The organism is Methanobrevibacter curvatus, from assembly GCF_001639295.1.
Taxonomy (GTDB): Archaea; Methanobacteriota; Methanobacteria; order Methanobacteriales; family Methanobacteriaceae; genus Methanoflexus; species Methanoflexus curvatus.
This window is the reverse complement of sequence record NZ_LWMV01000181.1, coordinates 1-23041: the sequence shown is the minus strand read 5'-3', so window position 1 is coordinate 23041 and position 23041 is coordinate 1. Positions and strand designations below refer to the sequence as shown.

Here is a 23041-nt window from a genome sequence, read left to right as displayed (position 1 = left end):
TATTGCTACTAGGGGGAAATGTTTTGGAAAAACATGATTTAATTATTGTCGGTGCAGGTCCTGCAGGCTTAACAGCTTCAATTTATGCTGGAAGAGCAGGATTAAATACATTATTAATTGATAAAGGCATTTGTGGAGGTTTAGGTCTGGAAGTTCCTTCTATGGAAAATTTTCCTGGTTTTGAAATGATTTCTGGTCTTACTTTAATTAGAAAAATGAAAAAACAAGCTGAAAGACACTGTAAAATCTATGAAAACCAAGAGGTTTTAAACATCACTAAAGTAGAGAATGGCTTTGAAATTGAATCAATTAAGGATAAATACTTCTCAAAAGCCATTATTTTAGCCATGGGAACTAAACACAGAAAATTAGATGTTCCTGGCGAGAACAAGTTTATTGGTAGAGGCGTTAGCTATTGTGCAACTTGTGATGGTCCTCTGTTTGCTCAAAAAGATGTTATAATTGTTGGTGGAGGTAACAGTGCTATTCAAGAAGGTATTTTTCTTTCAAATATTGGAGCAAAGGTAACTATTATTCATAGAAGGGGTCAATTAAGAGGAGAAAATTACTTACAGCAACGTATTAAAGACGTAGGTATGAAAGCTGTTTTAAATTCAGAAATTGTGGAAATAAAAGGAGAAAATTTTGTAGAATCAGTTATTATTAAAAATGATAAAGGCGAATTAAGTGAAATAAAAACTGATGGAGTTTTTATAAGTATTGGTTTGATTCCAATTAATGATTTAGCCATTGGATTAGGCTTAAAATTAGATGAAGAAAAACATATATCTACAGATAAACAACAAAGAACCAATATTCCTTTTGTTTATTCTGCAGGAGATATAACTAATGGATTAAAACAATGGGTTGTTGCCTGTAGTGAAGGAGCAATAGCTTCAACTAGTGCATATTCTGATTTAGAAAACATATTCTGATTTAGAAAATCTAAAATAAGATTACCGAAGATAATTAGATTTTAAGTAAGCATAGACTACTATTGCAATTAAAATTACAACTACAATAGGCAGAAGCCATACAAATACTTGAAATATTACTACTCCTATCAAAATAGCTATTATTATAAATATTAAATCGCGAAATTCCATAAACTTAATATAAATCTCATAATATATAAATTTTTTTTTAAAGAAAAATTTTAGCACATCATAATTTCTCTTAATTTAATTAGAATCAAAAAAATAATATTATTGAAATTTCATATTACTAATTATATAATTTATTAGATATTTTTAGATAAATTTTAAATAATCTTAGATAAATTTGGAAAATTTCTATAAACTCCTTATAACCTTTATAAATTTATATAAAATTTATAAATGTTTTGATAAATATATTATGGATAAATATATTAAATGGATAATATGTTAAATGAAGAAAAAGTTACTGTTGTTCATATTAGTAAATCATTAAGTTCTAAACTAATTGTTCAATTTATGGATAAATATCCTAATTTAGAGATTATAACCTGTCCTAAAAGTATTTATGATAGAATTCCTAAAAAATATATTGAAGCATTAAATCAATTAGATATTGAAGTAAATATTAAATACAATTGGGGTAATAATTCTAAATTTGACGAAGATATTAGAAATAAAGTTTTAGATCTTTTTAAAAAAGGCCTTTCACCTAAAAATATTTCTGAAAAATTAAATATTCCATTAAAATCTATTTATTATTTAAAATATAAGTATTTAAGTCAAGATTTTAAGTTTAATGATGTAAAAAGAAGTAAATATTCAAAAGAATTAATTGACAGAGTTCAGAGATATAAAAAAGATGGATTTTCTGCTATTGATGTTTCAAAAAAAGAAAATATTCCTATTAGAACTGTTTATTATTTAAATTCAATTAAGTAATTTTATAATATTCCACTAAGTTTATCAAATATTAATAAAGCTCAATCACTATTTATTAAATATTTATTAAATATTTATTAAATTTTATTAAATTTTATTAAAATGTAATTAAAATCATTACTATATAATATTATCAATTCATTTATTAAATTTTATTAATTTTTATCAATTTTTATTAATATTTTAAATCAATTATTATAAGTTTTGTATTGTTATTATATTTTACTTTTTTAGGTGAAAAAATGGATTTAATGTTTTTAGACCCAAATATTAAAATTATTCTTATTTCAACAATTTCTGGTGTTTTATCATTTTTAATTACTATACTTTCCATGCCAAGAATTATTAGTCGTTTAGAAAATGCAAATATCATTGGGAAAGATATTCATAAAATTTCTAAACCTATTGTTGCTGAAATGGGAGGTATAGGAATTCTTTTCGGATTTATTATAGGTATTTTCTCTGGAATTTATCTTCATCCAGTAATTTCATTTCAATTATGTATTGCACTTTTAGTTATCCTTTTAGTTGGGTTAATTGGAATGGTTGATGATTTAATTCAACTTTCATCTAAAGAGAAATTCTTTTTACTATTTTTAGCTGGATTACCTTTAATATGGATTGCACCACCAGGTGTAGGGATTCTTTATTTAATAGCCATTCCAATTGCTGTTTCTATTCTTTCAAATCTTACTAATATGCTTGCTGGATTAAATGGAATTGAATCAGGCTTAGGTGTAATAGCAATGGTCTCTTTAACAATATCTTGTATTATTTTAGGAAAATATGATGTGGCTATTATTTCCATGGCAATGTTAGGTGCATTAATTGCATTTTTATACTTTAACAAACATCCTGCTCAAGTTTTTCCTGGAGATACAGGAACTCTGATTATCGGAGCCACAATAGCCACAGTTGCTTTTATTGGACGACTTAAGTTAATAGCTTTTATTATTTTACTTCCAAATATAATTGATGCTGCAATGAAGTTCTACAGTGCAGGAGTAATGAATAGACAACAACACAAACCAACACAAGTCAATGATGAAGGAAATCTAGTTATTCCAGATCAAGGTTTTAAATCATTAATTAGGTTTGTACTTAGAAAGCCAATATCTGAAAAAAATGCGGTTCGCTTAATATGGTCTATTGGAATTATTTTTGGGCTATTAGGAGTAATTACAGCTATTATTATTCCATCTATTACTGGAAATGAATCTTTATCTCACTTTTTCCAATTTAAAGAAATGTTTTATTACTTCTTCCCAGTACCCTAAATCCAAACTACATTGGCTGTTGTAAATATATATTTATTTGAAAAACTTGGATTGTACAATGAATTTGATAGATGAGTTGTGTTAAAACTTGTTGATATGCTTTTTCTAAGATAATGGTTTATTCTATCTCCTGCAGAATCTTTATCATTATTATTTTTTAAATTAGAACTGTGAGCATACACTTTTAATTGTATTTTCCTTTTTTGATAATTAGAATCGTATCCGTTGTCTTTTTTATCTATTTTTATTATTTTTATTGTTTGAGGATAAGTTAGAATTTTATTATTTTGATTGTAGTTGTCAAATGCTGTTTTAGTATATATTCCAGTTCCATCTATATTAGCACCTTCATCAGCACCTTTAAAAGCTGAAATAATGGCTATATTTAACTCATTTTCATTATTTGTTATTATTCCAATACTAATGGATATTATTATGAATACTCCAATTAGTAATAGCAACTCTATTGAGATTTGCCCATGTTTACCAATTTTTTTATTTTTATATTTCATTTTATCATATTTTTTTTTTAATTTTTTATATTTTTTAACAATTTTTAATATTTTTTTCTTCTTAATTTTTAATAATTTTTAATGTTTTTTTAGGTTTCCAATTTTTTTTCACATTCGTTTTTTCATACTCTTTTTTTATTTATTATTTTACTAAGTTAAATGCTGAATATATATGGAACTAAGGTTATTATTATTTTTAACTTTTTTTAAAAGATATTTTTCTCCAGGGTAAAGTTTTGTTTCGTTTATTGTTTGAAATTGACTATTTACTAAGTTTATTGGGAACGTTATTGATATTCCTTTTTTATTATATGTTTCAAGAATTATTTCATTGGATTTTAAAATTATTTCATAATAGCTGTTGCTTATTTCATTAGGGAGAGTTAATTCTTTCGTATATCCATCATCTAATGAATTTATTTCATTAATATTGCTTGATATTTTTTTTAACAATGTTCTTCCTTCAATATTTTCTTCTAAATTATTTATTGATTCAAACACACTTTGGAAAAAGCTTAGCAAAGAAAAGATTATTATAATAGTTAAAAAAATTAAAAATAAATATTCGATTGAAATAATCCCTTTTGAATCAATTTTTAAATTTTTATCATGTTTCATACTCTTTAACTGTTTTTTCTATATTTATATATGTGAAGTTTTCAAGTTATTTTTTTTAATACTTTTATTTTTTTTTAGTTTATTTCATTTAATAATTTTTTTAATTTTTTATACTTTTCTACACTTTTTTATATTTTTTTATATTTTTTTATTATTTTTTTTATTAACATTAATTTTATAATTTATTTTTTCTACTAAATTAAAAAATAAGTATAAATACTATTAAAATAATATTTATGTAATATTGATAATTTATTTAGTGTTTTAATTTCAAAAATTATAGTAAATATGAATTCAATTGCTGTAATCTTTTGTAATAATTGAATTTTTTATTTTCATAATGTTTTAATAGATTTTTATGGCTTAGTTATGAGGGGAAGGTTATGGAGTCAGTTAACAATGGGAAAGAAAAATTAGAAAATGCTGTTAGGACTTGCTTAATAGAAATAAACAAACTAAAATCGGAATTAGCTATTTTAGAGAATGAAAACCATAATTTAAAACATAACACAGAATGTGAAAAATCTATTTCTCTAAAAGAAGATGAAATAATTGAACTCAAAACTTCTTTAGCTGAAAAAGAATCTTTTATACTAAATCAAGAAGAAAAAATAAGTAATCAAAAAGGAAAAATCGAAGAGCTTAGTAACATAAAAAATTCTTTTGAGGATATAAAAAATTCCCTTGAAAGAGATTTAAACAAGTTTAAAACAACAGAGCTAGGAAATTATAATAAAAAATTTCAAGATGCTCTAGAGAGTATTGTTGAAAAAGAAAACTCAATTAAAACGCTAAACAAGGAAAAAAATGAATTAAAAGAAAAAATTGTTGAATTACAATCAAACATAACCAGCAAAGAAACTATTTTAAATCTACAAAACGAAATTAACTCTAAAGACTTAGTTATAAAAGAATTAAAGTATAATAAAGACGATGAAAGTTTAGTATCAACCCTTCGCCAAGAAATTAAATCTAAAAACCAAAGAATTGAAGAGTTAGAACATATTAAATCATCTTTTGACGATATCCGATCCTCATTAGAAAATGATTTAGAACATTTAAAAAAAGAAGAACTCACTAAAGCCAACAATGAGTTAAAATCTGCTTTAGATACCATTGTTGATAAAGACAAGCTAATTACTGAACTAAATAATAAAGCCAGAATAAACAATGAAAAAATTGAATCTCTTAATATTGAAGTTGAGAGTAAAATTGCAGAAATTAAGAAATTGAAAACTGATTGTGTATCCAGAGAGGAATTAGCTAGTTTAAAATCCGAAATTAAAGAAAAAGATTCTAAAATTTCTAAATTAGAAAAAATTAAAGGTTTATTCTCTGATTTAGATAATATCCATCAATCTCCTCAGTTATCTCAATCTCATCAATCTCTTCAATCCTCTCAATCCTCTCAATCCTATCAGCTGTCTTTAGATTCTGCTAATGTTGAGGATAGTATTAGAAATGATTTGAATATCTCAAATAATGCATTAAGTGAATGTCAGAATAAGATTTTAAAACTACAAGAAGACCTTAAATTGACTTCTCAAAAAAATAAAGTTTATGAAAATGAAATTTCAAATTATAAAAATAAAATTAATGTCTTTGAAGAAAATGCAAAAAGCCATGAAAATGAAATTAAAGAGTACTTAGATAACATTAATAAACAAAATGATTTAATAGATGAATTGAAAAAATATAAAAAATACTTCTATGCACTTACAGCTCCACCACTCAAAAATTTATCTTCTTTCCAATCTCAAGTTTATAATTTAGTCCCTGAAACGCCAACAGAAATCAATGAGTTGTTTGAATTTATTAGAGATACTGCATTTTCTTCTCTTACATTAAGTAACTTGAATAATGTATTGAAAAGCTTAGAAAACAAGGGTTTCATGACACATAGCGAAGATGATGATAAAATATTGTGGTCTAAATTAAGTATTGAATAATTCTTTATTTGTTTATTTTTTATTTATTATTTTATTTTTTATTTTTCTTATTTTATTTATTTTAGTTTCTTTTTTTCTTTTCCTCTTTTTTAAAGCTTTTTTTTAATTTTGCAATTTAATTTTGTGATTTACATTTTAATACTTATTTTTTTACAAATATTCTTGCAAATGATGCTTCTGATTCCATTTTTGCAGGAATTACATATGTTAAATATGTATTTTTTATTAACTGATTAGTATTTGTTATATTTTCAACTATCCATATATTATTTTTAAGCAAAATCTTGTGAATTTTACTTTCACCAAATTTATCAACACTTCCAGTATCTACACAAAGTCCATAAATTCCTTTTTTTACTAATATTTTTGCAAACTGTTTAGATAAATAATAGTTATCAGTGAAATATTCTTTTGTTCCCCATTTTGAGTCTTTTGTGTTTAAAATAACTATTTTTTCTTTTATATTCTCAATGTTAATATTGTTTTTATTTATTTCTTTATTTTTCGTAATTTTATTATTTTCATTATTTTCATTATTTTTATTATTTTTATTATTCTTATTATTTTCATTTATTTTTTTGTTTTCAGTTAAATTATTCTTATTTTTTAAATTAAGAACATTTCCTTTAGATATAAGTCGTTCTAGTTTTATTTCATTTATTTTTTCCCCATTTTCAATATAATGATAAGGTGAATCAATATGAGTTCCTGAATGGAGTCCTGTTTTTAGATAGAATAAATTGTAATCAGTAGAATCATCCTTAATTTTTTCTAGTTTTGTTTTAGGATCATTAGGATAAACAGGAATCTTATTTTTTAAAGTTCTAGTTAAATCAATGTACTCCATATTATCACTTTTAAATTAATTTTTAATTAGTTTTTAATTTTTTTTATTGGCATTTAACCGTAAAGTATTTATATAAGCTTAAACCCATTAGTAATATACAATAATTATTTTTATAAAATAGCTATTTTTAATTATTGTATCCATAGGATATAAAATATATGATTTTAAATTAATGAGCTTGTTTTATTATATTAATTTAATTCTTTTCTGGTTTAATCGTTTATTAATAGCTATTTTTGAATATATTGTATAAACAGCGATTATTTCATAATATTTTACTAATATATTACAAAATTATTTACAAATTTTTTAGGTTTTTTAGATAGTTATTGTTTGATAATTTTGAGATTTTATTTCATTTTTTGTTAAATTATTTAAACCTTTTTGAAAATAATTTTTCTAATAGCTATAGCTATCTTTAGTTATGTAATATACTATTCATGTAATATACTATTCTAATATTTTTGAAATTGTTTAGTTATGTTTAAATTTAAATTTATTTTTTAAAAATGAGGTGATTTTAATGGCACAAGGACAACCTGTAATTGTTTTACCTGAAGGAACCAACAGGATTTTAGGTAGAGATGCTCAAAGAAATAATATTTTAGCTGGAAAAGTTTTAGCTGAAACTGTAAGAACCACTCTTGGACCTAAGGGCATGGATAAAATGCTTGTAGATGGGCTTGGTGATATTGTAGTAACCAACGATGGTGTTACTATTTTAAAAGAAATGGATATTGAACATCCTGCTGCTAAAATGTTAGTAGAAGTAGCAAAAACCCAAGAAGATGAAGTTGGAGATGGAACCACTACAGCGGTTATCATTGCTGGTGAATTATTGAAAAAATCTGAATCATTGTTAGATATGGATATCCATCCTACTATCGTTGCAATGGGATACAGACAAGCTGCAGAAAAAGCACAAGAGATTTTAGATGATATTTCTATTGATGATGTTGGTGGAGATACTTTAATCAAAGTTGCTATGACTGCTATGACTGGTAAAGGAACTGAAAAAGCTCGTGAACCTTTAGCTAAATTAGTCGTTGATGCAGTTACTCAAGTAGCTGAAGATGAAAAAGTTGATACTGATCATATTAAAATTGAAAAGAAAGATGGAGCTATTGTTGAAGATTCTGAACTTATTCAAGGAGTCATTATTGACAAAGAAAGAGTTCATCCTGGTATGCCTAAATCTTTAAAAAATGCTAAAATTGCACTTTTAAATTCTCCTCTTGAAGTTAAAGAAACAGAAGTTGATGCTGAAATAAGAATCACTGATCCTGCTCAAATGACTGCTTTTATCCAACAAGAAGAAACTATGGTTAAAGACATGGTTAATAAAATTGTTGACTCTGGTGCAAATGTATTATTTGCTCAAAAAGGTATTGATGATTTAGCACAACATTATCTTGCTAAAGCTGGTGTTTTAGCTGTAAGAAGAGTTAAAAAATCTGACATTGAAAAATTAGCAAAAGCAACTGGTGCAACTGTTATATCTAACTTAGATGATTTGTCATTAGATGATTTAGGTGATGCAGGTTCAGTTGAAGAGAAAAAAGTTTCTGGCGAAGACATGATTTTTGTTGAAAATGCTAAAGAAGCTAAATCTGTCACTTTACTTGTTAGAGGAAGTACTAAACATGTTGTAGATGAAATTGAAAGAGCTATTGATGATGCTATTGGTGTAGTAGCTGCTACTGTCGAAGATGGTAAAGTTGTCGCTGGTGGAGGAGCTCCTGAAATTGAAATAGCTAAAAAATTAAATGATTTTGCTGATTCTATTTCTGGCAGAGAACAGTTAGCTGTTAAAGCATTTGCAGAAAGTTTAGAAGTTGTTCCTAAAACTTTAGCTGAAAATGCAGGTTTAGACAGTATTGATTCATTAGTTGACTTAAGAGCAGCACATGAAAAATCTGCTTACATGGGTCTTGATGTTTTCTCTGGTGGAGTTACTGACATGAAAGAAGCTGGAGTAATTGAACCAAAAAGAGTTAAAAAGCAAGCTATTCAATCTGCTTCTGAAGCTGCTGAAATGATTTTAAGAATTGATGATGTTATTGCATCAACAAGCACTCCTGCTCCAGATATGGGTGGTATGGATCCATCTATGGGTGGAATGCCTCCAATGATGTAAAGTTTTTTAATTAAAGGATTTATTATCCTTTCTTTTTTTATTTTTTATCTATTTTTAAGAATTTTTTTAATTTGTTTCTTATTTATCGATTTCTTTTTAAAATTCAATATGGAATTGCTTTTTTTTTAAATTATTTATCTTTTACTTTTTCAAATAGAGATTAAACAATATTAAATAATAAATTACACAAATTTCAAATTTTTAAAAAAAGTTTACATTTTTCATGTTTTTTATTAAAGTCTCAAAAGGCTTTTATTTGTTATTTAAACGAAAAATTACTCATTAATTTTACTTTTAATAAAAAAGCAATAAAAAAGTAAAAATTAGAGTTTAATTAAGATGATATAACATAAAATGTATAAATTATAGTAAACAGTATAAATTATATCTAAACTTACATAATATCCTGTAAATTTATTAAAATATCTAAATTTATATTATTATAACTACTGCAAGGTGTGTTTATTTAAAAGAGGAATAAAAAAATTTATAAAAGTATTATTACCTTAAACTACATTTTTATTTTTTTTATTTTTTTATACTTTTTTATATTTTTCTCGTTTTATTTAATTATAGTGGTTCAAAACTACCTAAAATAGTTTGAGTATCTTTAGCTATCATTGTTATGTTGTTTTGAGCAGTTATTGATACTGTATAGAGTTTTCCATCAGCTACCATTATTATAACTTTTCCTTCATATGGTATGCCACTTACACTTTTATTAAAATCAGCATAAAATACAGCTTTTCCATCGAGACCAGTAGTTTGGTTTGTAATTACGTGTCCATAGCTATTTACAATACTTATGGCATCAGGATATGTTAAATCTCCAGAATATGGTTTACTTGTAATTTTAGCTTTGTACATTGAACCTTTACTCAATTCAACATTAGTAGTATTGTTTTGTTGAACATCTTTAGTAACTGACCAACTTGCTAAGTAATTAAATGTTAAATCCCCACTTTCATAATGTTTCAAAGTATTTTCTGGATCATTTATTATACAACCAGAGATAGATACTGTTCCAATTAAAATTATAACAATTAAAATAATATATTTTTTAATACTAACACCTCATTTAAAATATAGATATAATTTTTTAATAGATAAGTTTTATTCATATACATTTTACTAATATTTTATTTTAATAATATTATTATTTTATATAAATTTATTTTTCAATTTATTTATATTTTTCTCATTATTTTATTTATATTTTGGCTTAAATTAAGTTGAATTTTATTATTTATTTTTAAATTATTTTTAATTTAGTTTTAATTTATTTTTAAATTATTCATTTTTTTAGAATTTTTAAATTATTCATTTTTTTAGATAATATTCAAAACATTTAAATATGAATAAATTTAAATTATTAATTAATAAAATAATTAATAGATATTGAAATAATATTCCTATTTCTAATTTTTTTATAATGTTCTGTTAATTTTTTATAAATTTCAGCGATTTTTTATGCGGTGTTAGTCCAGCCTGGTTAAGACACTGGCTTGCCAAGCCAGTGACCCGGGTTCAAATCCCGGACGCCGCATTGCGGCTGTAGTATAGTCTGGTTAGTACTTGGGCCTTCCAAGCCTACAGCCCGGGTTCAAATCCCGGCAGCCGCACTATACTTTTGTATGCTATACTTTTTTTAAATATTTTATTTTTAATTAATTTTATATGTTATTCTAATTTTATAATAGTTATTCTAATTTCATATTAATAACTATTCTAATTTCATATAATAGTTATTTAATTTTATTATACCATTTTTAAATAATTTTTACAATTCACTTTGTTTCTTCTTTTTTCTATTTAATTTCATTAAATTATTTACAAATGACAAATAATTTATATAATGAAAATCAAATATATTAAAAATAAATTATTTTTTTAAGCTATATGCTATTTTGAAATTGTAGCATATTATTTTTTAGAGTTTATTAAAAAGATTTATTAATGATATTAATGGTGGACATTATTTGATTTAATTTTTATTAATTCAAATAGAGTTTTATTAACTCATAGATCTATTAATTCAAATAGAGTTTTATTAACTCATAGATCTATTAATTCAAATAAAGAGTTATATTAAATTTTATTAAGATTATTTTTTTATAATTTTCAAATCATTTTATTGTTTATGTTTAAAATTAATGAATAAATTATTTACTCATATTTTAATAATGGTGATAATATGGCAGGAATTGTAGGATATGGGGCATATGTGCCATCATATAGAATTAAAGTTGAAGAAATAGCTAAAGTGTGGGGAGATGATCCTAATGCACTTAAAAGGGGATTAATAGTAAATGAAAAATCTGTTCCAGGTTCTGATGAGGATACTGCTACTATATCTGTTGAAGCAGCACGTTATGCTCTTAAAAGAAGCCAAATTGATCCACAAGATATAGGAGCAATTTATGTTGGATCTGAATCTCATCCTTATGCAGTAAAACCAACGGCAACTATTGTTTCAGAAGCTGTTCAGGCAAGCCCAATATTAACAGCTGCAGATTTAGAATTTGCATGTAAAGCTGGTACTGCTGGAATGCAAATAGTTAATGGGATGGTAGATTCTGGCATGATTGAATATGGTTTAGCTATTGGTGCAGATACTTCTCAAGGTGCTCCTGGTGATGCTTTAGAATATACTGCTTCTGCAGGTGGGGCTGCATATATAATCGGAAAAGAGGATATCTTGGCAGATATTGAATATACATGTAGTTTTACAACTGACACTCCTGATTTTTACAGAAGAGAAGGAATGGCTTACCCAAGTCATGGAGGAAGATTTACTGGAGAACCTGCATTTTTCAAACATGTTCAAGGTGCTGCTAATTTATTATTTGAAAAAACTGGAACTTCAGCATCTGATTATGATTACGGTGTTTTTCATCAGCCAAATGGTAAATTTTACTTAAAAGTAGCTAAAAAATTAGGTTTTAATACTGAACAAACTAGTGATGGTCTTTTAACTCCTTATATTGGCAATACTTACTCTGGTGCTACTCCATTAGGTCTTGCTGCTGTTTTAGATAAATCAAATCCTGGAGATAAAATAATGGCTGTTTCATATGGTTCAGGTGCTGGAAGTGATGCATTTTCAATTACTGTTACTGATAAAATAGAAGAAAAACGTAATTTAGCTCCTAAAGTTGAAGAAATTATTTCTACTAAAAATTATGTTGATTATGCTGTTTATGCTAAGTATAAAGATAAAATTAGAATGAGTTAATCTAAAATTAGCTAATTTAAATGTTAATCAAATTATTTTTTTCAATTTATAATAAATGGTTTTATTACAAACAAAGGTGATATTATGAGAGATGTTGCAATTATAGGAGTCGCACAAACTAAATTTGGTGAGTTGTGGGATTCTTCATTTAGTCAAATAATAACAGAAGCAGGAGTTTCTGTTATGGAAGATGCAAATATTAGTGGAGACGATGTTGATGCAATGTATGTTGGAAACATGACTTCTGGTCTTTTTATCCAACAAGAACATATTGCTTCATTAATAGCAGATCATACAGGTTTAAACCCAGTTCCAACTACTCGTGTTGAGGCAGCATGTGCTTCTGGCGGTTTAGCATTAAGGCAAGGAATAATGGCAGTAGCTTCAGGATATTATGATTGTGTTATTTCTGCAGGTGTTGAAAAAATGACTGATGTTGTTGATGCAACCTCTGCAATAGCAACAGCTTCAGATCAAGAATGGGAAGCAAAAATTGGTGCTAATTTTCCTTCACTTTATGCAATGATGGCAAGAAGGCATATGTATGAATATGGAACTACAAGAGAACAATTAGCTATGGTTTCAGTTATCAATCATGAAAATGCTTCAAAAAATCCTAATGCACAGTATCCTTTTAAAATTTCTGTTGATCAAGTTTTGAACTCAACTAAAGTTGCAGATCCTTTAAGATTATTAGATTGTTCTCCAATTACAGATGGTGCGGCAGCCATTGCCCTAGTACCCGCTGAAGATGCAAAAAAATACACAGATACACCTATTTATGTGAAAGCATCAACTCAAGCCTCTGGAACAATTGCTTTACATGATAGAAAAGATATTACTACTATAGAATCTACAAAAACAGCTGCTAAAAAAGCATTTGATATGGCGAAGCTTAGCCATAAGGATATTGATGCATTAGAAGTTCATGATTGTTTTTCTATTAATGGAATCTTAGCTATTGAAGATTTAGGATTTGTTAAAAAAGGAGAAGGAGGTAAAGCTGTTGAGGATGGAATTACTAGAATTGACGGTGATATTCCTGTTAATCCTTCTGGTGGTTTAAAAGCAAGAGGTCACCCTCTTGGCGCGACAGGAATAGCTCAAGCTGCTGAAATTGTATGGCAATTAAGAGGAGATGCAGGTAAAAGACAAATTGATGGTGCAGAAATCGGTATGACTCAAAATATCGGTGGTACTGGTGGAACAGCTGCGATTCATATTTTATCAAGGTAATTTGTCTTAAGTTACTAAATTCTTTTTTTTTTATTCATTAATATTTTTAATTTTTTATATTTTTTTTATCTATATTACTTTTTATTTATTTGCCTTAACTTTTTTTCATTATTCAATAATGTCCTATTATTAATTTCATGAAAAAATAAATCTTTTTTAAATGGATTAAATTAGTAAATAATTATTTAGACATAAATTAATAATTATTAATCATTATTTATTTTTCATTTTTCCTTATTTTTGAGTTATATGCATCATCAACTAGTTTAATAGCTTTTTTTTCTTCTTCGCTTCCTACTTTGTTTATTACTCTGTTTAATTCATTTAACCTGTTTATAAAAAACTCTTTTTTCTCTTTATCAACAAGATCCATTCTAGTATAATTTACTAAAGCTTCAATTAAATTGTAAAATCCTCTGTTGGGTGCTTTTACACAAGGATTATTTATCACAATTTCTTTAACTTTTGATTTAAAAAATCCTGCCTCTGACTTTTTAACAGGGTCATTTTCTTTAATTTGTATTTTAATATCTCCAATAACCTCACATTTTAAATATGCATCTACTCCTTTAAGATTTAAGCCATTTTTTGAGAAATATTTTTCATCAATTTTGCCAATTGTTGCTAATGTAAAGTATAGAGGATTCCAAGTTATATTTACAATGAATTCTCTCTTTAGTAAAATATTTTCTAATGTTATAGTTCCTTTAAATATTCTGCACTGAATTATGTCTTTATCAATTCCAATAATTCCAATCGGAGCAGCATTTTTAATATTTTCATTATTTTCAGTAGTTATAATACTTTCGTACTGTTGTCCAGATTCAATTCCTAAAGATTTTAAATTTATTTTCATATAATCATCTTTTTAAATAATATTGTTAATTTATTCTATTATTTATGCTTATTTCAAGTTTTTATAATATTTTTTATAGTATTTTTTATAATATTTTTTATAATAAATTTTTTATTCAATAAACTCTTTGGTAAATATTTATTTTATTAATACTTAAATTTAAATATTATTAAATTTATATTATTAACAAGATATAATTTTTTAACATTAAGTTTTATATTCCTTTTTTTTACAAAATATATGGAATTAACATTAATAATATTCAATTATTATAATTTTATAAATTGTGTTTTTTATTTATTATTTTTTTTATGGGTGAATAAATGAGATACAAGATGTATGATGAAATATTAGAACAATCTCAAGCTATTAAAAGAACTTTTCAAAATGAAAAAGAGAAATTAGATCAATTATCATCTGAGATTTCAGAATTTCAAAAAATTTATTTAATTGGGTGTGGAAGTTCTCTTTCAACAGTATATACAATTAAATCTGCATTAAACATGGCTACTAATTTAGATGTTGATGTATTTACTGGTTATGAATATTTTTATAACAAAAAATTAGATGATAAAAATGCAATAGCTATTTTTACATCCCAATCTGGTGAAACTGCTGATACTTTAGCATCAATTAGAAAATCTAAAGAAAATAATATTCTTACAATAGCTGTTGTAAATGAAAAAAATAGTTCTATGTACAAAGAGGCAGATTTTTCAATATTAACTCATGCTGGTCATGAAAAAGCTATTTTAGGAACTAAAACTTATGTTACACAACTTTCTGTTTTATACTACCTTTTGTTTTCAGCTTCAGATTATGATAAAAAAGAAGAATTATTAGCTGATTTAAATAGGATTCCAGATATAATTGAGGATTTAGTTAAGAATACTGAAGAAGAAAATAAAAAATTAGCTTTAGAATTTAAAGATGAAGAAATTTTTTACTGTATGGGAAGTGGACCAAACTATGGTCTTGCATATAAGCTTTCTATGACAATGTTCATGGAAGGAGCTTTGAAACATGCTTGTCCCCTTTATTCTGGTGAATTTAGACATGGATTAATAGAAAGAGTTGAAAAAGGAGTTTCTATAATATTTTTAGAAGCAGGATATGATGGAGATTTACTTACAGACAGATCTATAGAATTTTCTAATAATTTAGATACTAAAAATATAATATTTTCCTTAAAGGACTATGGAGATATAAATAATTTATTGGCTCCATTGTTGTTGGTAATTCCATTAGAATGGTTCATATACTATCTTTCACATTTTAATAATGAAGATCCTGGAAGTACAAGACACATTGGAAAAGTCAGATATTAATTTAAATTTTTAATTATTTATTATCATTTAATTATTTTAATAATCTATTATTTTTTTTTTAATTTTTTTAATTATTTATTATTATTTGATTATTTTAATAATCTATTATTTTTTTTTAATTTTTTTAATTTTTTATTATTTTTTTATTATTTTCATTATTTTTTTAATTAGTTTATTTATTTTAATTTTTTTATTATTTTTTTATTTTCATTATTTTTTTATATTTATATTGAATTTGAATAAATCATAAATTATTATTTATATTTTCTATATGGAGGAGTTTGTATGGTTGATGAATCATTTGGTTTTAATAAACAAGAAAATAAATCTAATCATGAGAAAATTGATGAGCATATTGAAAAGGGAAAAGCTATTGCAGGTAAAGTAGCAGATGATTTAGGTAAAACTATAGATGATATAGTTGTAAATCTTAAATCTGTTCAAAAAGATGTTGATTCTAAAATAAATGAGTACAAAGATTCATCTATTTCTAAAATTGATGTTGATGTGGTAAATAAAGATTCAGTTTATTACTTAGTTGCAGATTTACCTGGTGTTAAAAAAGAAGATATAGACATTGAAATTTCTGCTAAAGAGCTCACTATTAAAGCATTTTTTAATTCAATTTGCCAAAACATCAAAGATGAATGTGATGGAGTAAGTAAAGGATACGATTATTTAATTAAAGGTCGTAAATTTGGTAAAGCAGAAAGAGTTATTAACCTTCCAAATAAAATAAAAACCGAAGATATTAAAGCAGAATTTAATAATGGATCTTTAATCTTAGTTTTGCCTCAAGTAGAGGTAGAAAAAGTTAAAATTAATTTAGATTAGTTTTGGATTTTTGATATTTTTTATCAATATATCTATTTCTATTTATCAATATATTTATTTATATTTACCAATATTTTTTTATTTATTTTTTTATTTATTTTTTTATTCTTAATTGCTTATTTTTATTTCTCTTTTAAAAAAGTAATAAAAAAGTATTTAAATTAATATTTATATAATAATTATACATTTTAATAGCTTTGCTATTAGATATGGTAGATGATATTTTTTTGAATTTTAGGAGTGATTTTTATGTTGTGTCCTGTTTGTGGATTAGAATGTGCTGAAGAAGAAGTTGATGGAAAAATAGTCTATGATTGTCCTTGTGGTTGGTCTTCTGCTCAAGAAGATGATATAGAAGGAGCTTACATTAACAGACATTTAGATGAAGAATAACTTTAGTATAACTTTATTATAATTTAGTTATTGTTTTTTATTTTTTCTATCTTTTTATTCTCTTTTTTTTTATTAATATTTTTCAAATTTTTCTTCTTTTTGGGTTTTTTCGATACTCTCAATTTTGTTTAAAATCTTTTCAATTCCATTTCCGTCTTGAGCAGATATTAAAATAACTTCATTAAATTGATTTATGTATTGATTAACATAATTTTCATCTATTTCTTTTGTTTTTACAATATCCATTTTATTAAAAAGAACAATAGTATCTAAATTGAAAACTTTTTTTATCTCATTGTATAAATTTAGTTGATTTTCTAGTGGAAATCCACATGTTTCAGATCCATCAAAAATAAAAAGTATTGTATCGGCTAAATGTTCAAGTGCAACCATTGCATTAAGTTCAATATCATTCATGTCCATAATTGGTCTATCAAGAAGACCTGGAGTGTCAATAAATTGTATTTTTTTCCAGTTTATTTCTAAATGCCCTATTTGAATGCCCTTAGTTGTAAATGGGTAATTGGCTACTTCTGGTTCTGCATTGGTTATTTGGCGAAGAAGAGTTGATTTTCCAACATTTGGAAATCCAGCTATTACAATTGTTACAGCTTCAAAGTCAATTGTAGGCATGTTTCGAAGTTTTGCTTTTGCAAAGTCTAAAAAGTTAAGATCTTTTTTTATTTTATTAACTACTGAAGCTATTCTTCCATATGCTTGTCTTTGATACATTGTTGCTTTTTCTGAGTCTGATCTTCTGATTTTACTGCCAAAATCTTTTTCTAATTGAGTTAAAATTCCAAAAGCCCAATTTAAAGCCCCAAGAGATTTTTTCATTTCATCAACACCAACAGTTATATCAATATAGTCTTGGTAGAATTCTGGTAATTGTTCAATACTAGGGACACGGTTTAGAATCATTTTTAAACTATCTTTGATTATTTGACATGCAGCTATTACACGTGTTTCCTCAATTTTCTTTCCTTTCATTCTTCGTGGAACTTTGGAAGTTCTTACTTTGTCTGCAGCTTTCTTAGCTCTCCTAAATCCTTTATCTAGTAGTTCATCAGGTGTAGGAATTGTTGGTATCATCATTGTATCATAAGCATTAGTATTCAAATTTTAATCAATTTATCTATGATTTAATTCTTTTTTTATGTTAATTTTTTAATATTACTTATTTAATATCAATATTTAATTATTATATTATTCTTTAATTATTTGTCCTTGAAAAGAATATATTAAAGTATCTAAACCCAACCATGCACTTGTTGGAAGCCCTGCTTTTAAGCAGGTATATTCTAAAAATTCTCTTACATCCCAGTTATTTTCAACTGGAACTTGTGGCAGTAAAACTCCTTTATTGAATCCTTTTTCAACAATCAACCCATCTACACCTATTTTTATTTTATCTAAGTATTCATTAGATTCTAATACTTTTATTAACTTAGGTCTAGTTAATATTGTAATTTCTATATCAATTTCATCAAGTTCTTCAATTGTCACATTTTCAAATCGTGAGTCATTAGTAGCAGCCATTATGGCACTTTGAATTGTAAGTTCTATCAATGGATTACTTGCTTCAATATATCCAATACAACCTCTAAGTTGATTATTTTTATTTAAAGTAACGAATACTCCTAAATTTTCCAGTAATTCTTCAGAAACTTCAGGAGGAATAGATGTTATTTTTCTAAATTCAAGGTATTCAATAATAGATTTCCTAGCTATTCCAATTAAATATTTTCCTTGATTTTCACTAATCATTCTATCTTTTTAAGCTATTTATTTTATCAATTATTTAGAAATGTAAATATAAATTTATAAATAAAAAAATTTTATCTTTTTTTATATTTGAAAATTTATTTTTTTAATGCAGTCTGTAATTCTAAATATCCTTCAATTGTTTTTTTATTTTCTTTAATTTCGTTAGAAATTAAATCAACTATGTATTGGTTAGTACTAATACCTTTTAAATTTGCTAAAATTTTGAAATTTTCTTTTATATCTTCTGAGATTTTTAAATTTATTCCTTTTTTACTACTCATGATATCACAGTTATTGATCCATTTTTTTTTTAAGTTAAATATTTTTTAATTAAATGTATGCAATAAGTAATTATTATAAATTATTATAACATTATAAAAAATAGCTTATACCAATTATTTATTTTTTGTTGTATATATATTTTGCACATATCTTACACATTTGGTATATTTTACATTAAAATTGTTTTTTATTATTTTTTTAATTGTTTTTTTATTATTTTTATTATTTTTTTTAGTTTTATTATTATTTTTTTAGCTTGTTATTTTTTTTATAATTTCTTTGTAATTTTTTATAATTTTTTTATTATCTCTTTAGTATTTTTTATAATGCTAGCAAAAATTTTATTAAGTTTTAAAATATATATTATTATTATGAATAGATTTAATTCAAAAGAACTAACAGAGTTATTAATGGCTTTTATTGTAATTTCATTGGCATTTACATTTATGTATACAAAAATGAATGCAGATTTAGTTTCTCAAATGCTTCCAATGATAATGATTGGTGTAGGTTCAGGTTTTATTCTTCATGAACTTGCCCATAAGTTTGTTGCAATGCACTATGGATATTATGCTGAGTTTAAAATTTGGATTCCAGGTTTATTCCTTGCCCTTATTAGCTCAGTTATGGGTTTTTTGTTTGCTGCTCCAGGTGCAGTCCATATCTATGGACAATTTATGAGTAATCGTGAAAATGGAATAATTTCTGAAGCAGGTCCTTTAACAAATATTGTTTTAGGAGTAGTTTTTTTTATTTTTGCAGCTGCACTTATTCCTTTTATTAGTCAACAAGGACTTAATTCTGGTTTATATCCGTTTTTGTTTCAAACAGCCATTTTAGGATTTTCAATTAATGGCTGGTTAGCTTTATTTAATCTAATTCCTTTTGGTGTGTTTGATGGAGCAAAAATTATCCAATGGAATAGTATTGTTTGGGTAGTAACTGCTATTTTAGCAGGTGCTATGGTTTTGATGTCATTTACTGGTGTTGAAAATTATTTACTTCCTTTGACATATCTATTTTATTCTTAATATTGTGAACTTTAATTATTTTTTTCTTTTTGTGATTTTATGTTTAGAGATATAGAAATTAAGTATTTTAATGGTACACATAGAGCTATTGATCCTTTAGAAACCATAAATCGTAATGAAAAAATGATTAAAATAGCTGGAATTACTAGAATCACGGATATAACTAATTTAGATAGAGTAGGGATTCCTGTTTACTCTGCTATACGCCCTAGTGCCCAATATGGTGGAATTAGTATCTATGCAGGTAAAGGAGTTACTAAAACTCAAGCAAAGGCATCAGCCATTATGGAAGGATTTGAGAGATACTCTGCTGAATACCAATCTAAAGATGAATTTAGAGTAAAGAACGGAAATTTTGAAGATATTGAAAATAAAATTGATATGAATGATCTAATTATTCCTAAAAATTGCATATACGATGAAAATAACATTCAATGGATTAAATCTATGGATATTGCATCTGAAAAAGAATATTACATTCCAGTAAATGCTGTTTTTCATCCATATGCTAATAAAGACTTTAGTCATCTTTTTAAATCAAATACCAATGGCTTAGCATCTGGAAACTTTTTAGAAGAAGCTGTTTTACATGGAATTTTTGAAGTTGTTGAGAGAGATGCATGGAGCATATATGAAAGGACTAAAAAGAATAATAAACAGATTTCAGCAGATTCAATAGAAAATTCATTGATTAAATGTGTTTTGAATAAATTTAAAGATGTAAATATTAATATTAAGTTAATAGACATTACAACAGACTCTAAAATTCCAACTGTTATTGCAAGTGCAGATGATACAATGTTAAAAGATTCTGCATTACTTACTTTGGGTGTTGGAACTCATTTAAATCCTGAAATAGCTGTTTTAAGGGCTTTAACTGAAGTTGCACAAAGTAGAGTAACTCAAATACATGGGACTCGTGAAGACACGGTGAGAGCAGACTTCCTGCGGAAAGCAGGATATGAGAGAATGAAAAGGATCAATAAACATTATTTCCAAGAAGATGAAGATAAACTTAATTTTGAAGATATTGAAAATAAAAGCTCAAATTCTTTAAAAACAGATATTGGACGATCTATTGAAGAATTAAATAAATGTGGATTAGATAAAGTACTTTTTACAGATTTAACTCGTCATGAAGTTGGAGTTAATGTTGTTAGAGTTGTTATTCCAAAGGCAGAGCTTTATTCTGTTGATAGTGAAAGAATAGGTCAAAGATTGATAGATTTTTCAAATTAGAACAATTTTAGGGATTTTATGATAACAATTAAAGATGGAATTGTTTTAAAAGGCTTAGATTTAAAACCTGTTAAAGAGAATATACTGATTTGTGATGGGAAAATTCTTGAAATTTCTCCAAATGTTTTAGAAGGTAGAATCATAGATGCTAATAATCATATTATTTATCCAAGTTTTTTAAATGCTCACACTCACTTAGGTGATTCAATAATTTTGGATGGCGGTGATGGAATGCCTATAGAAGAAATAGTTAAACCACCAAATGGTCTAAAACACAAAGCTCTATTGGAAAGCTCTGATGAGGTTATAATTGATTCAATGAAAAAATCTCTATGGAGATTACTTAAGTCTGGAACTACACATGTTATAGATTACAGAGAAGGGGGTCTAAATGGGGTAAAACTACTAAAAGAAGCTTCAAAAGAATTCCCTATATCTACAACTATTTTATCTAGAGATGAGATTTTCTATGACAAGGATGCTTCAAGTATTGAATTAAAAAAAATAATTAAAAAATTGTTAAAGGTTTCTGATGGTATTGCTCCAAGTGGTTTTGGTGAAATATCTGATGAAGTTGGATTTACAATTGTTGAAGAATGTAAAAAAGCAAATAAAATATCTTCTATCCATGTTGGAGAATATGAGTATCTTCAAAATGATTCTTTAGCTAAATTTGGTAAAACAGAAATTGAAAAAGGAATTTATCAGGGTTTTGATTTGTTAATTCATTTAACCTCTCCATTGAATAATGATTTAGATTTAATTTCTAAAAGTCTTAGTTCGATTGTAGTATGTCCTCGTTCAAATGCTTCTTTTCAATTAGGTCTTCCACCAATAGCTAATTTTATTCAAAGAGGAGTGAAACCTCTAATTGGGACAGATAATTTAATGACTAATAATCCTAATTTAATTAGAGAAATGGAATATACATTAAATGCTTCAAAAGCATTATATAAAATATATATTTCTCCTTTAGATATTTTAAAAATGGCTTGTTCAAATATTGTTTATAATTCTATAATTTTTAATTCCGATAATAATTTCAATAGTAATTTCGATAATAAGTTTAATAATAAGTTTAATGATAAATTTAATAATAATGGTAATTCCGATAGTAATTTTAATAATGATATTAATAGTAATTTTACTGATATTAATTCTATTGTTAAAAAAACTATAATAGAAGAGGGAAATGAGCCACAATTTTTCATAGCAAAGAGTATATCTAAAAATCATTACCTAAATATTATTAATAGAGTAGAAATTACTGATATTGCCTATGTTTTCAATAAAAATGCATTTGTTCATGATGATATTATTGAGGATATTTTTTAAATTAGAAGAACCTTTTTAAAAAAGGTTCATCAAAGGGTTTTCTCAAAAATAAAGAAAAATAATTTAAATAAAAGTTTTTTACTAATTATAAAAAATAGGTTTTTTAATGGAAATATATATTTAATTGAAATGACATAGTTATTTCTATATTTCATATAATAATATTTATAAAACATAAAAAATAAATTTTATAATAGTAAATTTTTTAAATACTATTAATCTTAATTAATTCAATACTTATTTTAATACTAATCCAATACTTATTTTAATAGCCTAAATAAATAAAAT

At 25.2% G+C, this 23041-nt stretch carries 22 protein-coding genes and 2 tRNA genes; 15 read left to right on the top strand and 9 right to left on the bottom strand.

Annotation, left to right across the window (positions count from 1 at the left end; all coding sequences use genetic code 11):
• The first annotated feature begins 23 nt into the window (after positions 1-23).
• On the top strand, positions 24-935 hold the full coding sequence (locus tag MBCUR_RS06515) for an NAD(P)/FAD-dependent oxidoreductase (protein ID WP_067091779.1): 912 nt from the start codon (positions 24-26) through the stop codon (positions 933-935).
• A gap of 21 nt (positions 936-956) precedes the next feature.
• Here MBCUR_RS06515 and MBCUR_RS10605 read toward each other — a convergent pair whose 3' ends face one another.
• A complete protein-coding gene (locus MBCUR_RS10605) occupies positions 957-1106 on the bottom strand; it encodes a hypothetical protein (protein WP_169805809.1) in 150 nt (49 codons plus the stop codon).
• 276 nt (positions 1107-1382) lie between these two features.
• Here MBCUR_RS10605 and MBCUR_RS06510 point away from each other — a divergent pair, with 276 nt between their 5' ends.
• On the top strand, positions 1383-1877 hold the full coding sequence (locus MBCUR_RS06510) for a hypothetical protein (protein ID WP_067091832.1): 495 nt from the start codon (positions 1383-1385) through the stop codon (positions 1875-1877).
• 251 nt (positions 1878-2128) lie between these two features.
• Positions 2129-3154: an MraY family glycosyltransferase gene (locus tag MBCUR_RS06505; protein ID WP_067091830.1), complete on the top strand. Its 1026-nt coding sequence runs from the start codon at positions 2129-2131 to the stop codon at positions 3152-3154.
• Here the strand turns inward: MBCUR_RS06505 and MBCUR_RS06500 are convergent.
• Both MBCUR_RS06500 and MBCUR_RS06495 read right to left on the bottom strand, forming a co-directional pair.
• Positions 3151-3666: a hypothetical protein gene (locus MBCUR_RS06500; RefSeq protein ID WP_067091777.1), complete on the bottom strand. Its 516-nt coding sequence runs from the start codon at positions 3664-3666 to the stop codon at positions 3151-3153. The genes MBCUR_RS06505 and MBCUR_RS06500 overlap by 4 nt on opposite strands.
• A gap of 150 nt (positions 3667-3816) precedes the next feature.
• A complete protein-coding gene (locus MBCUR_RS06495) occupies positions 3817-4284 on the bottom strand; it encodes a hypothetical protein (RefSeq protein WP_067091775.1) in 468 nt (155 codons plus the stop codon).
• Between the two features lie 383 nt (positions 4285-4667).
• Between MBCUR_RS06495 and MBCUR_RS06490 the strand changes: the two genes are divergently transcribed.
• Entirely contained in the window at positions 4668-6233 is a 1566-nt protein-coding gene (locus MBCUR_RS06490) for a hypothetical protein (RefSeq protein ID WP_067091773.1), read from the top strand.
• Positions 6234-6375: 142 nt separating this feature from the next.
• On the opposite strand, the gene MBCUR_RS06485 is transcribed toward MBCUR_RS06490, so the two are convergent.
• Positions 6376-7080, bottom strand: a complete 705-nt coding sequence (locus MBCUR_RS06485) for a cyclase family protein (protein ID WP_067091771.1) — start codon at positions 7078-7080, stop codon at positions 6376-6378.
• Between the two features lie 523 nt (positions 7081-7603).
• Between MBCUR_RS06485 and thsA the strand changes: the two genes are divergently transcribed.
• Positions 7604-9217: a thermosome subunit alpha gene (gene thsA, locus MBCUR_RS06480; protein WP_067091769.1), complete on the top strand. Its 1614-nt coding sequence runs from the start codon at positions 7604-7606 to the stop codon at positions 9215-9217.
• A 570-nt stretch (positions 9218-9787) separates the two neighbouring features.
• Here the strand turns inward: thsA and MBCUR_RS06475 are convergent.
• Positions 9788-10195 carry a hypothetical protein gene (locus tag MBCUR_RS06475; protein WP_067091767.1) on the bottom strand — a complete coding sequence of 136 codons (408 nt, stop codon included), beginning with the start codon at positions 10193-10195 and terminating at the stop codon, positions 9788-9790.
• A gap of 494 nt (positions 10196-10689) precedes the next feature.
• On the opposite strand from MBCUR_RS06475, the gene MBCUR_RS06470 reads away from it, so the two are divergent.
• The 4 genes from MBCUR_RS06470 (at position 10690) to MBCUR_RS06455 (ending at position 13688) form a co-directional block, all read left to right on the top strand.
• A tRNA-Gly gene (locus tag MBCUR_RS06470) sits at positions 10690-10763 on the top strand.
• A gap of 2 nt (positions 10764-10765) precedes the next feature.
• A tRNA-Gly gene (locus tag MBCUR_RS06465) sits at positions 10766-10839 on the top strand.
• A 572-nt stretch (positions 10840-11411) separates the two neighbouring features.
• Positions 11412-12452: a hydroxymethylglutaryl-CoA synthase gene (locus tag MBCUR_RS06460; RefSeq protein ID WP_067091765.1), complete on the top strand. Its 1041-nt coding sequence runs from the start codon at positions 11412-11414 to the stop codon at positions 12450-12452.
• 84 nt (positions 12453-12536) lie between these two features.
• Positions 12537-13688, top strand: a complete 1152-nt coding sequence (locus MBCUR_RS06455; protein ID WP_067091763.1) for a thiolase domain-containing protein — start codon at positions 12537-12539, stop codon at positions 13686-13688.
• 217 nt (positions 13689-13905) lie between these two features.
• Here the strand turns inward: MBCUR_RS06455 and MBCUR_RS06450 are convergent, their stop codons facing one another.
• Positions 13906-14544, bottom strand: coding sequence for a DUF447 domain-containing protein (locus MBCUR_RS06450; RefSeq protein ID WP_067091762.1), 639 nt, complete (start codon positions 14542-14544; stop codon positions 13906-13908).
• A gap of 323 nt (positions 14545-14867) precedes the next feature.
• Here MBCUR_RS06450 and MBCUR_RS06445 point away from each other — a divergent pair, with 323 nt between their 5' ends.
• The 3 genes from MBCUR_RS06445 (at position 14868) to MBCUR_RS10370 (ending at position 17099) form a co-directional block, all read left to right on the top strand.
• Positions 14868-15872, top strand: a complete 1005-nt coding sequence (locus tag MBCUR_RS06445) for an SIS domain-containing protein (protein ID WP_067091760.1) — start codon at positions 14868-14870, stop codon at positions 15870-15872.
• 285 nt (positions 15873-16157) lie between these two features.
• Positions 16158-16706 (top strand): Hsp20/alpha crystallin family protein, encoded by a 549-nt coding sequence (locus MBCUR_RS06440; RefSeq protein ID WP_067091758.1) that lies wholly within the window; start codon positions 16158-16160, stop codon positions 16704-16706.
• 249 nt (positions 16707-16955) lie between these two features.
• Positions 16956-17099 (top strand): hypothetical protein, encoded by a 144-nt coding sequence (locus tag MBCUR_RS10370; RefSeq protein WP_157077697.1) that lies wholly within the window; start codon positions 16956-16958, stop codon positions 17097-17099.
• Positions 17100-17171: 72 nt separating this feature from the next.
• On the opposite strand, the gene MBCUR_RS06435 is transcribed toward MBCUR_RS10370, so the two are convergent.
• From MBCUR_RS06435 to MBCUR_RS06425, 3 genes are all read right to left on the bottom strand, one after another.
• The gene (locus tag MBCUR_RS06435) at positions 17172-18194 is read right to left on the bottom strand and encodes an NOG1 family protein (protein WP_067091756.1); all 1023 of its coding nucleotides are present in this window, start codon (positions 18192-18194) and stop codon (positions 17172-17174) included.
• Positions 18195-18305: 111 nt separating this feature from the next.
• Positions 18306-18866 (bottom strand): AmmeMemoRadiSam system protein A, encoded by a 561-nt coding sequence (gene amrA, locus MBCUR_RS06430; protein ID WP_067091754.1) that lies wholly within the window; start codon positions 18864-18866, stop codon positions 18306-18308.
• A 95-nt stretch (positions 18867-18961) separates the two neighbouring features.
• On the bottom strand, positions 18962-19147 hold the full coding sequence (locus tag MBCUR_RS06425) for a hypothetical protein (protein ID WP_067091751.1): 186 nt from the start codon (positions 19145-19147) through the stop codon (positions 18962-18964).
• Positions 19148-19519: 372 nt separating this feature from the next.
• On the opposite strand from MBCUR_RS06425, the gene MBCUR_RS06420 reads away from it, so the two are divergent.
• The 3 genes from MBCUR_RS06420 to MBCUR_RS06410 are packed head-to-tail and all read left to right on the top strand — an operon-like array spanning position 19520 to position 22753.
• On the top strand, positions 19520-20179 hold the full coding sequence (locus tag MBCUR_RS06420) for a zinc metalloprotease (protein WP_067091828.1): 660 nt from the start codon (positions 19520-19522) through the stop codon (positions 20177-20179).
• Between the two features lie 39 nt (positions 20180-20218).
• A complete protein-coding gene (locus MBCUR_RS06415) occupies positions 20219-21418 on the top strand; it encodes a YcaO-related McrA-glycine thioamidation protein (RefSeq protein WP_067091749.1) in 1200 nt (399 codons plus the stop codon).
• Positions 21419-21436: 18 nt separating this feature from the next.
• A complete protein-coding gene (locus tag MBCUR_RS06410) occupies positions 21437-22753 on the top strand; it encodes an amidohydrolase family protein (RefSeq protein WP_067091747.1) in 1317 nt (438 codons plus the stop codon).
• Positions 22754-23041 lie beyond the last annotated feature (288 nt).

What these genes read in the sequence shown, in the direction of transcription:
- amrA (WP_067091754.1), bottom strand. Translation starts at nt 18,866, where the DNA reads ATGATTAGTGAAAATCAAGGAAAATATTTAATTGGAATAGCTAGGAAA.
- MBCUR_RS06490 (WP_067091773.1), top strand. Translation starts at nt 4,668, where the DNA reads ATGGAGTCAGTTAACAATGGGAAAGAAAAATTAGAAAATGCTGTTAGG.
- MBCUR_RS06415 (WP_067091749.1), top strand. Translation starts at nt 20,219, where the DNA reads ATGTTTAGAGATATAGAAATTAAGTATTTTAATGGTACACATAGAGCT.
- MBCUR_RS06440 (WP_067091758.1), top strand. Translation starts at nt 16,158, where the DNA reads ATGGTTGATGAATCATTTGGTTTTAATAAACAAGAAAATAAATCTAAT.
- MBCUR_RS06435 (WP_067091756.1), bottom strand. Translation starts at nt 18,194, where the DNA reads ATGATGATACCAACAATTCCTACACCTGATGAACTACTAGATAAAGGA.
- MBCUR_RS06510 (WP_067091832.1), top strand. Translation starts at nt 1,383, where the DNA reads ATGTTAAATGAAGAAAAAGTTACTGTTGTTCATATTAGTAAATCATTA.
- MBCUR_RS10370 (WP_157077697.1), top strand. Translation starts at nt 16,956, where the DNA reads ATGTTGTGTCCTGTTTGTGGATTAGAATGTGCTGAAGAAGAAGTTGAT.
- MBCUR_RS06450 (WP_067091762.1), bottom strand. Translation starts at nt 14,544, where the DNA reads ATGAAAATAAATTTAAAATCTTTAGGAATTGAATCTGGACAACAGTAC.
- MBCUR_RS06455 (WP_067091763.1), top strand. Translation starts at nt 12,537, where the DNA reads ATGAGAGATGTTGCAATTATAGGAGTCGCACAAACTAAATTTGGTGAG.
- thsA (WP_067091769.1), top strand. Translation starts at nt 7,604, where the DNA reads ATGGCACAAGGACAACCTGTAATTGTTTTACCTGAAGGAACCAACAGG.
- MBCUR_RS06500 (WP_067091777.1), bottom strand. Translation starts at nt 3,666, where the DNA reads ATGAAATATAAAAATAAAAAAATTGGTAAACATGGGCAAATCTCAATA.
- MBCUR_RS10605 (WP_169805809.1), bottom strand. Translation starts at nt 1,106, where the DNA reads ATGGAATTTCGCGATTTAATATTTATAATAATAGCTATTTTGATAGGA.
- MBCUR_RS06420 (WP_067091828.1), top strand. Translation starts at nt 19,520, where the DNA reads ATGAATAGATTTAATTCAAAAGAACTAACAGAGTTATTAATGGCTTTT.
- MBCUR_RS06485 (WP_067091771.1), bottom strand. Translation starts at nt 7,080, where the DNA reads ATGGAGTACATTGATTTAACTAGAACTTTAAAAAATAAGATTCCTGTT.
- MBCUR_RS06410 (WP_067091747.1), top strand. Translation starts at nt 21,437, where the DNA reads ATGATAACAATTAAAGATGGAATTGTTTTAAAAGGCTTAGATTTAAAA.
- MBCUR_RS06505 (WP_067091830.1), top strand. Translation starts at nt 2,129, where the DNA reads ATGTTTTTAGACCCAAATATTAAAATTATTCTTATTTCAACAATTTCT.
- MBCUR_RS06460 (WP_067091765.1), top strand. Translation starts at nt 11,412, where the DNA reads ATGGCAGGAATTGTAGGATATGGGGCATATGTGCCATCATATAGAATT.
- MBCUR_RS06495 (WP_067091775.1), bottom strand. Translation starts at nt 4,284, where the DNA reads ATGAAACATGATAAAAATTTAAAAATTGATTCAAAAGGGATTATTTCA.
- MBCUR_RS06425 (WP_067091751.1), bottom strand. Translation starts at nt 19,147, where the DNA reads ATGAGTAGTAAAAAAGGAATAAATTTAAAAATCTCAGAAGATATAAAA.
- MBCUR_RS06445 (WP_067091760.1), top strand. Translation starts at nt 14,868, where the DNA reads ATGAGATACAAGATGTATGATGAAATATTAGAACAATCTCAAGCTATT.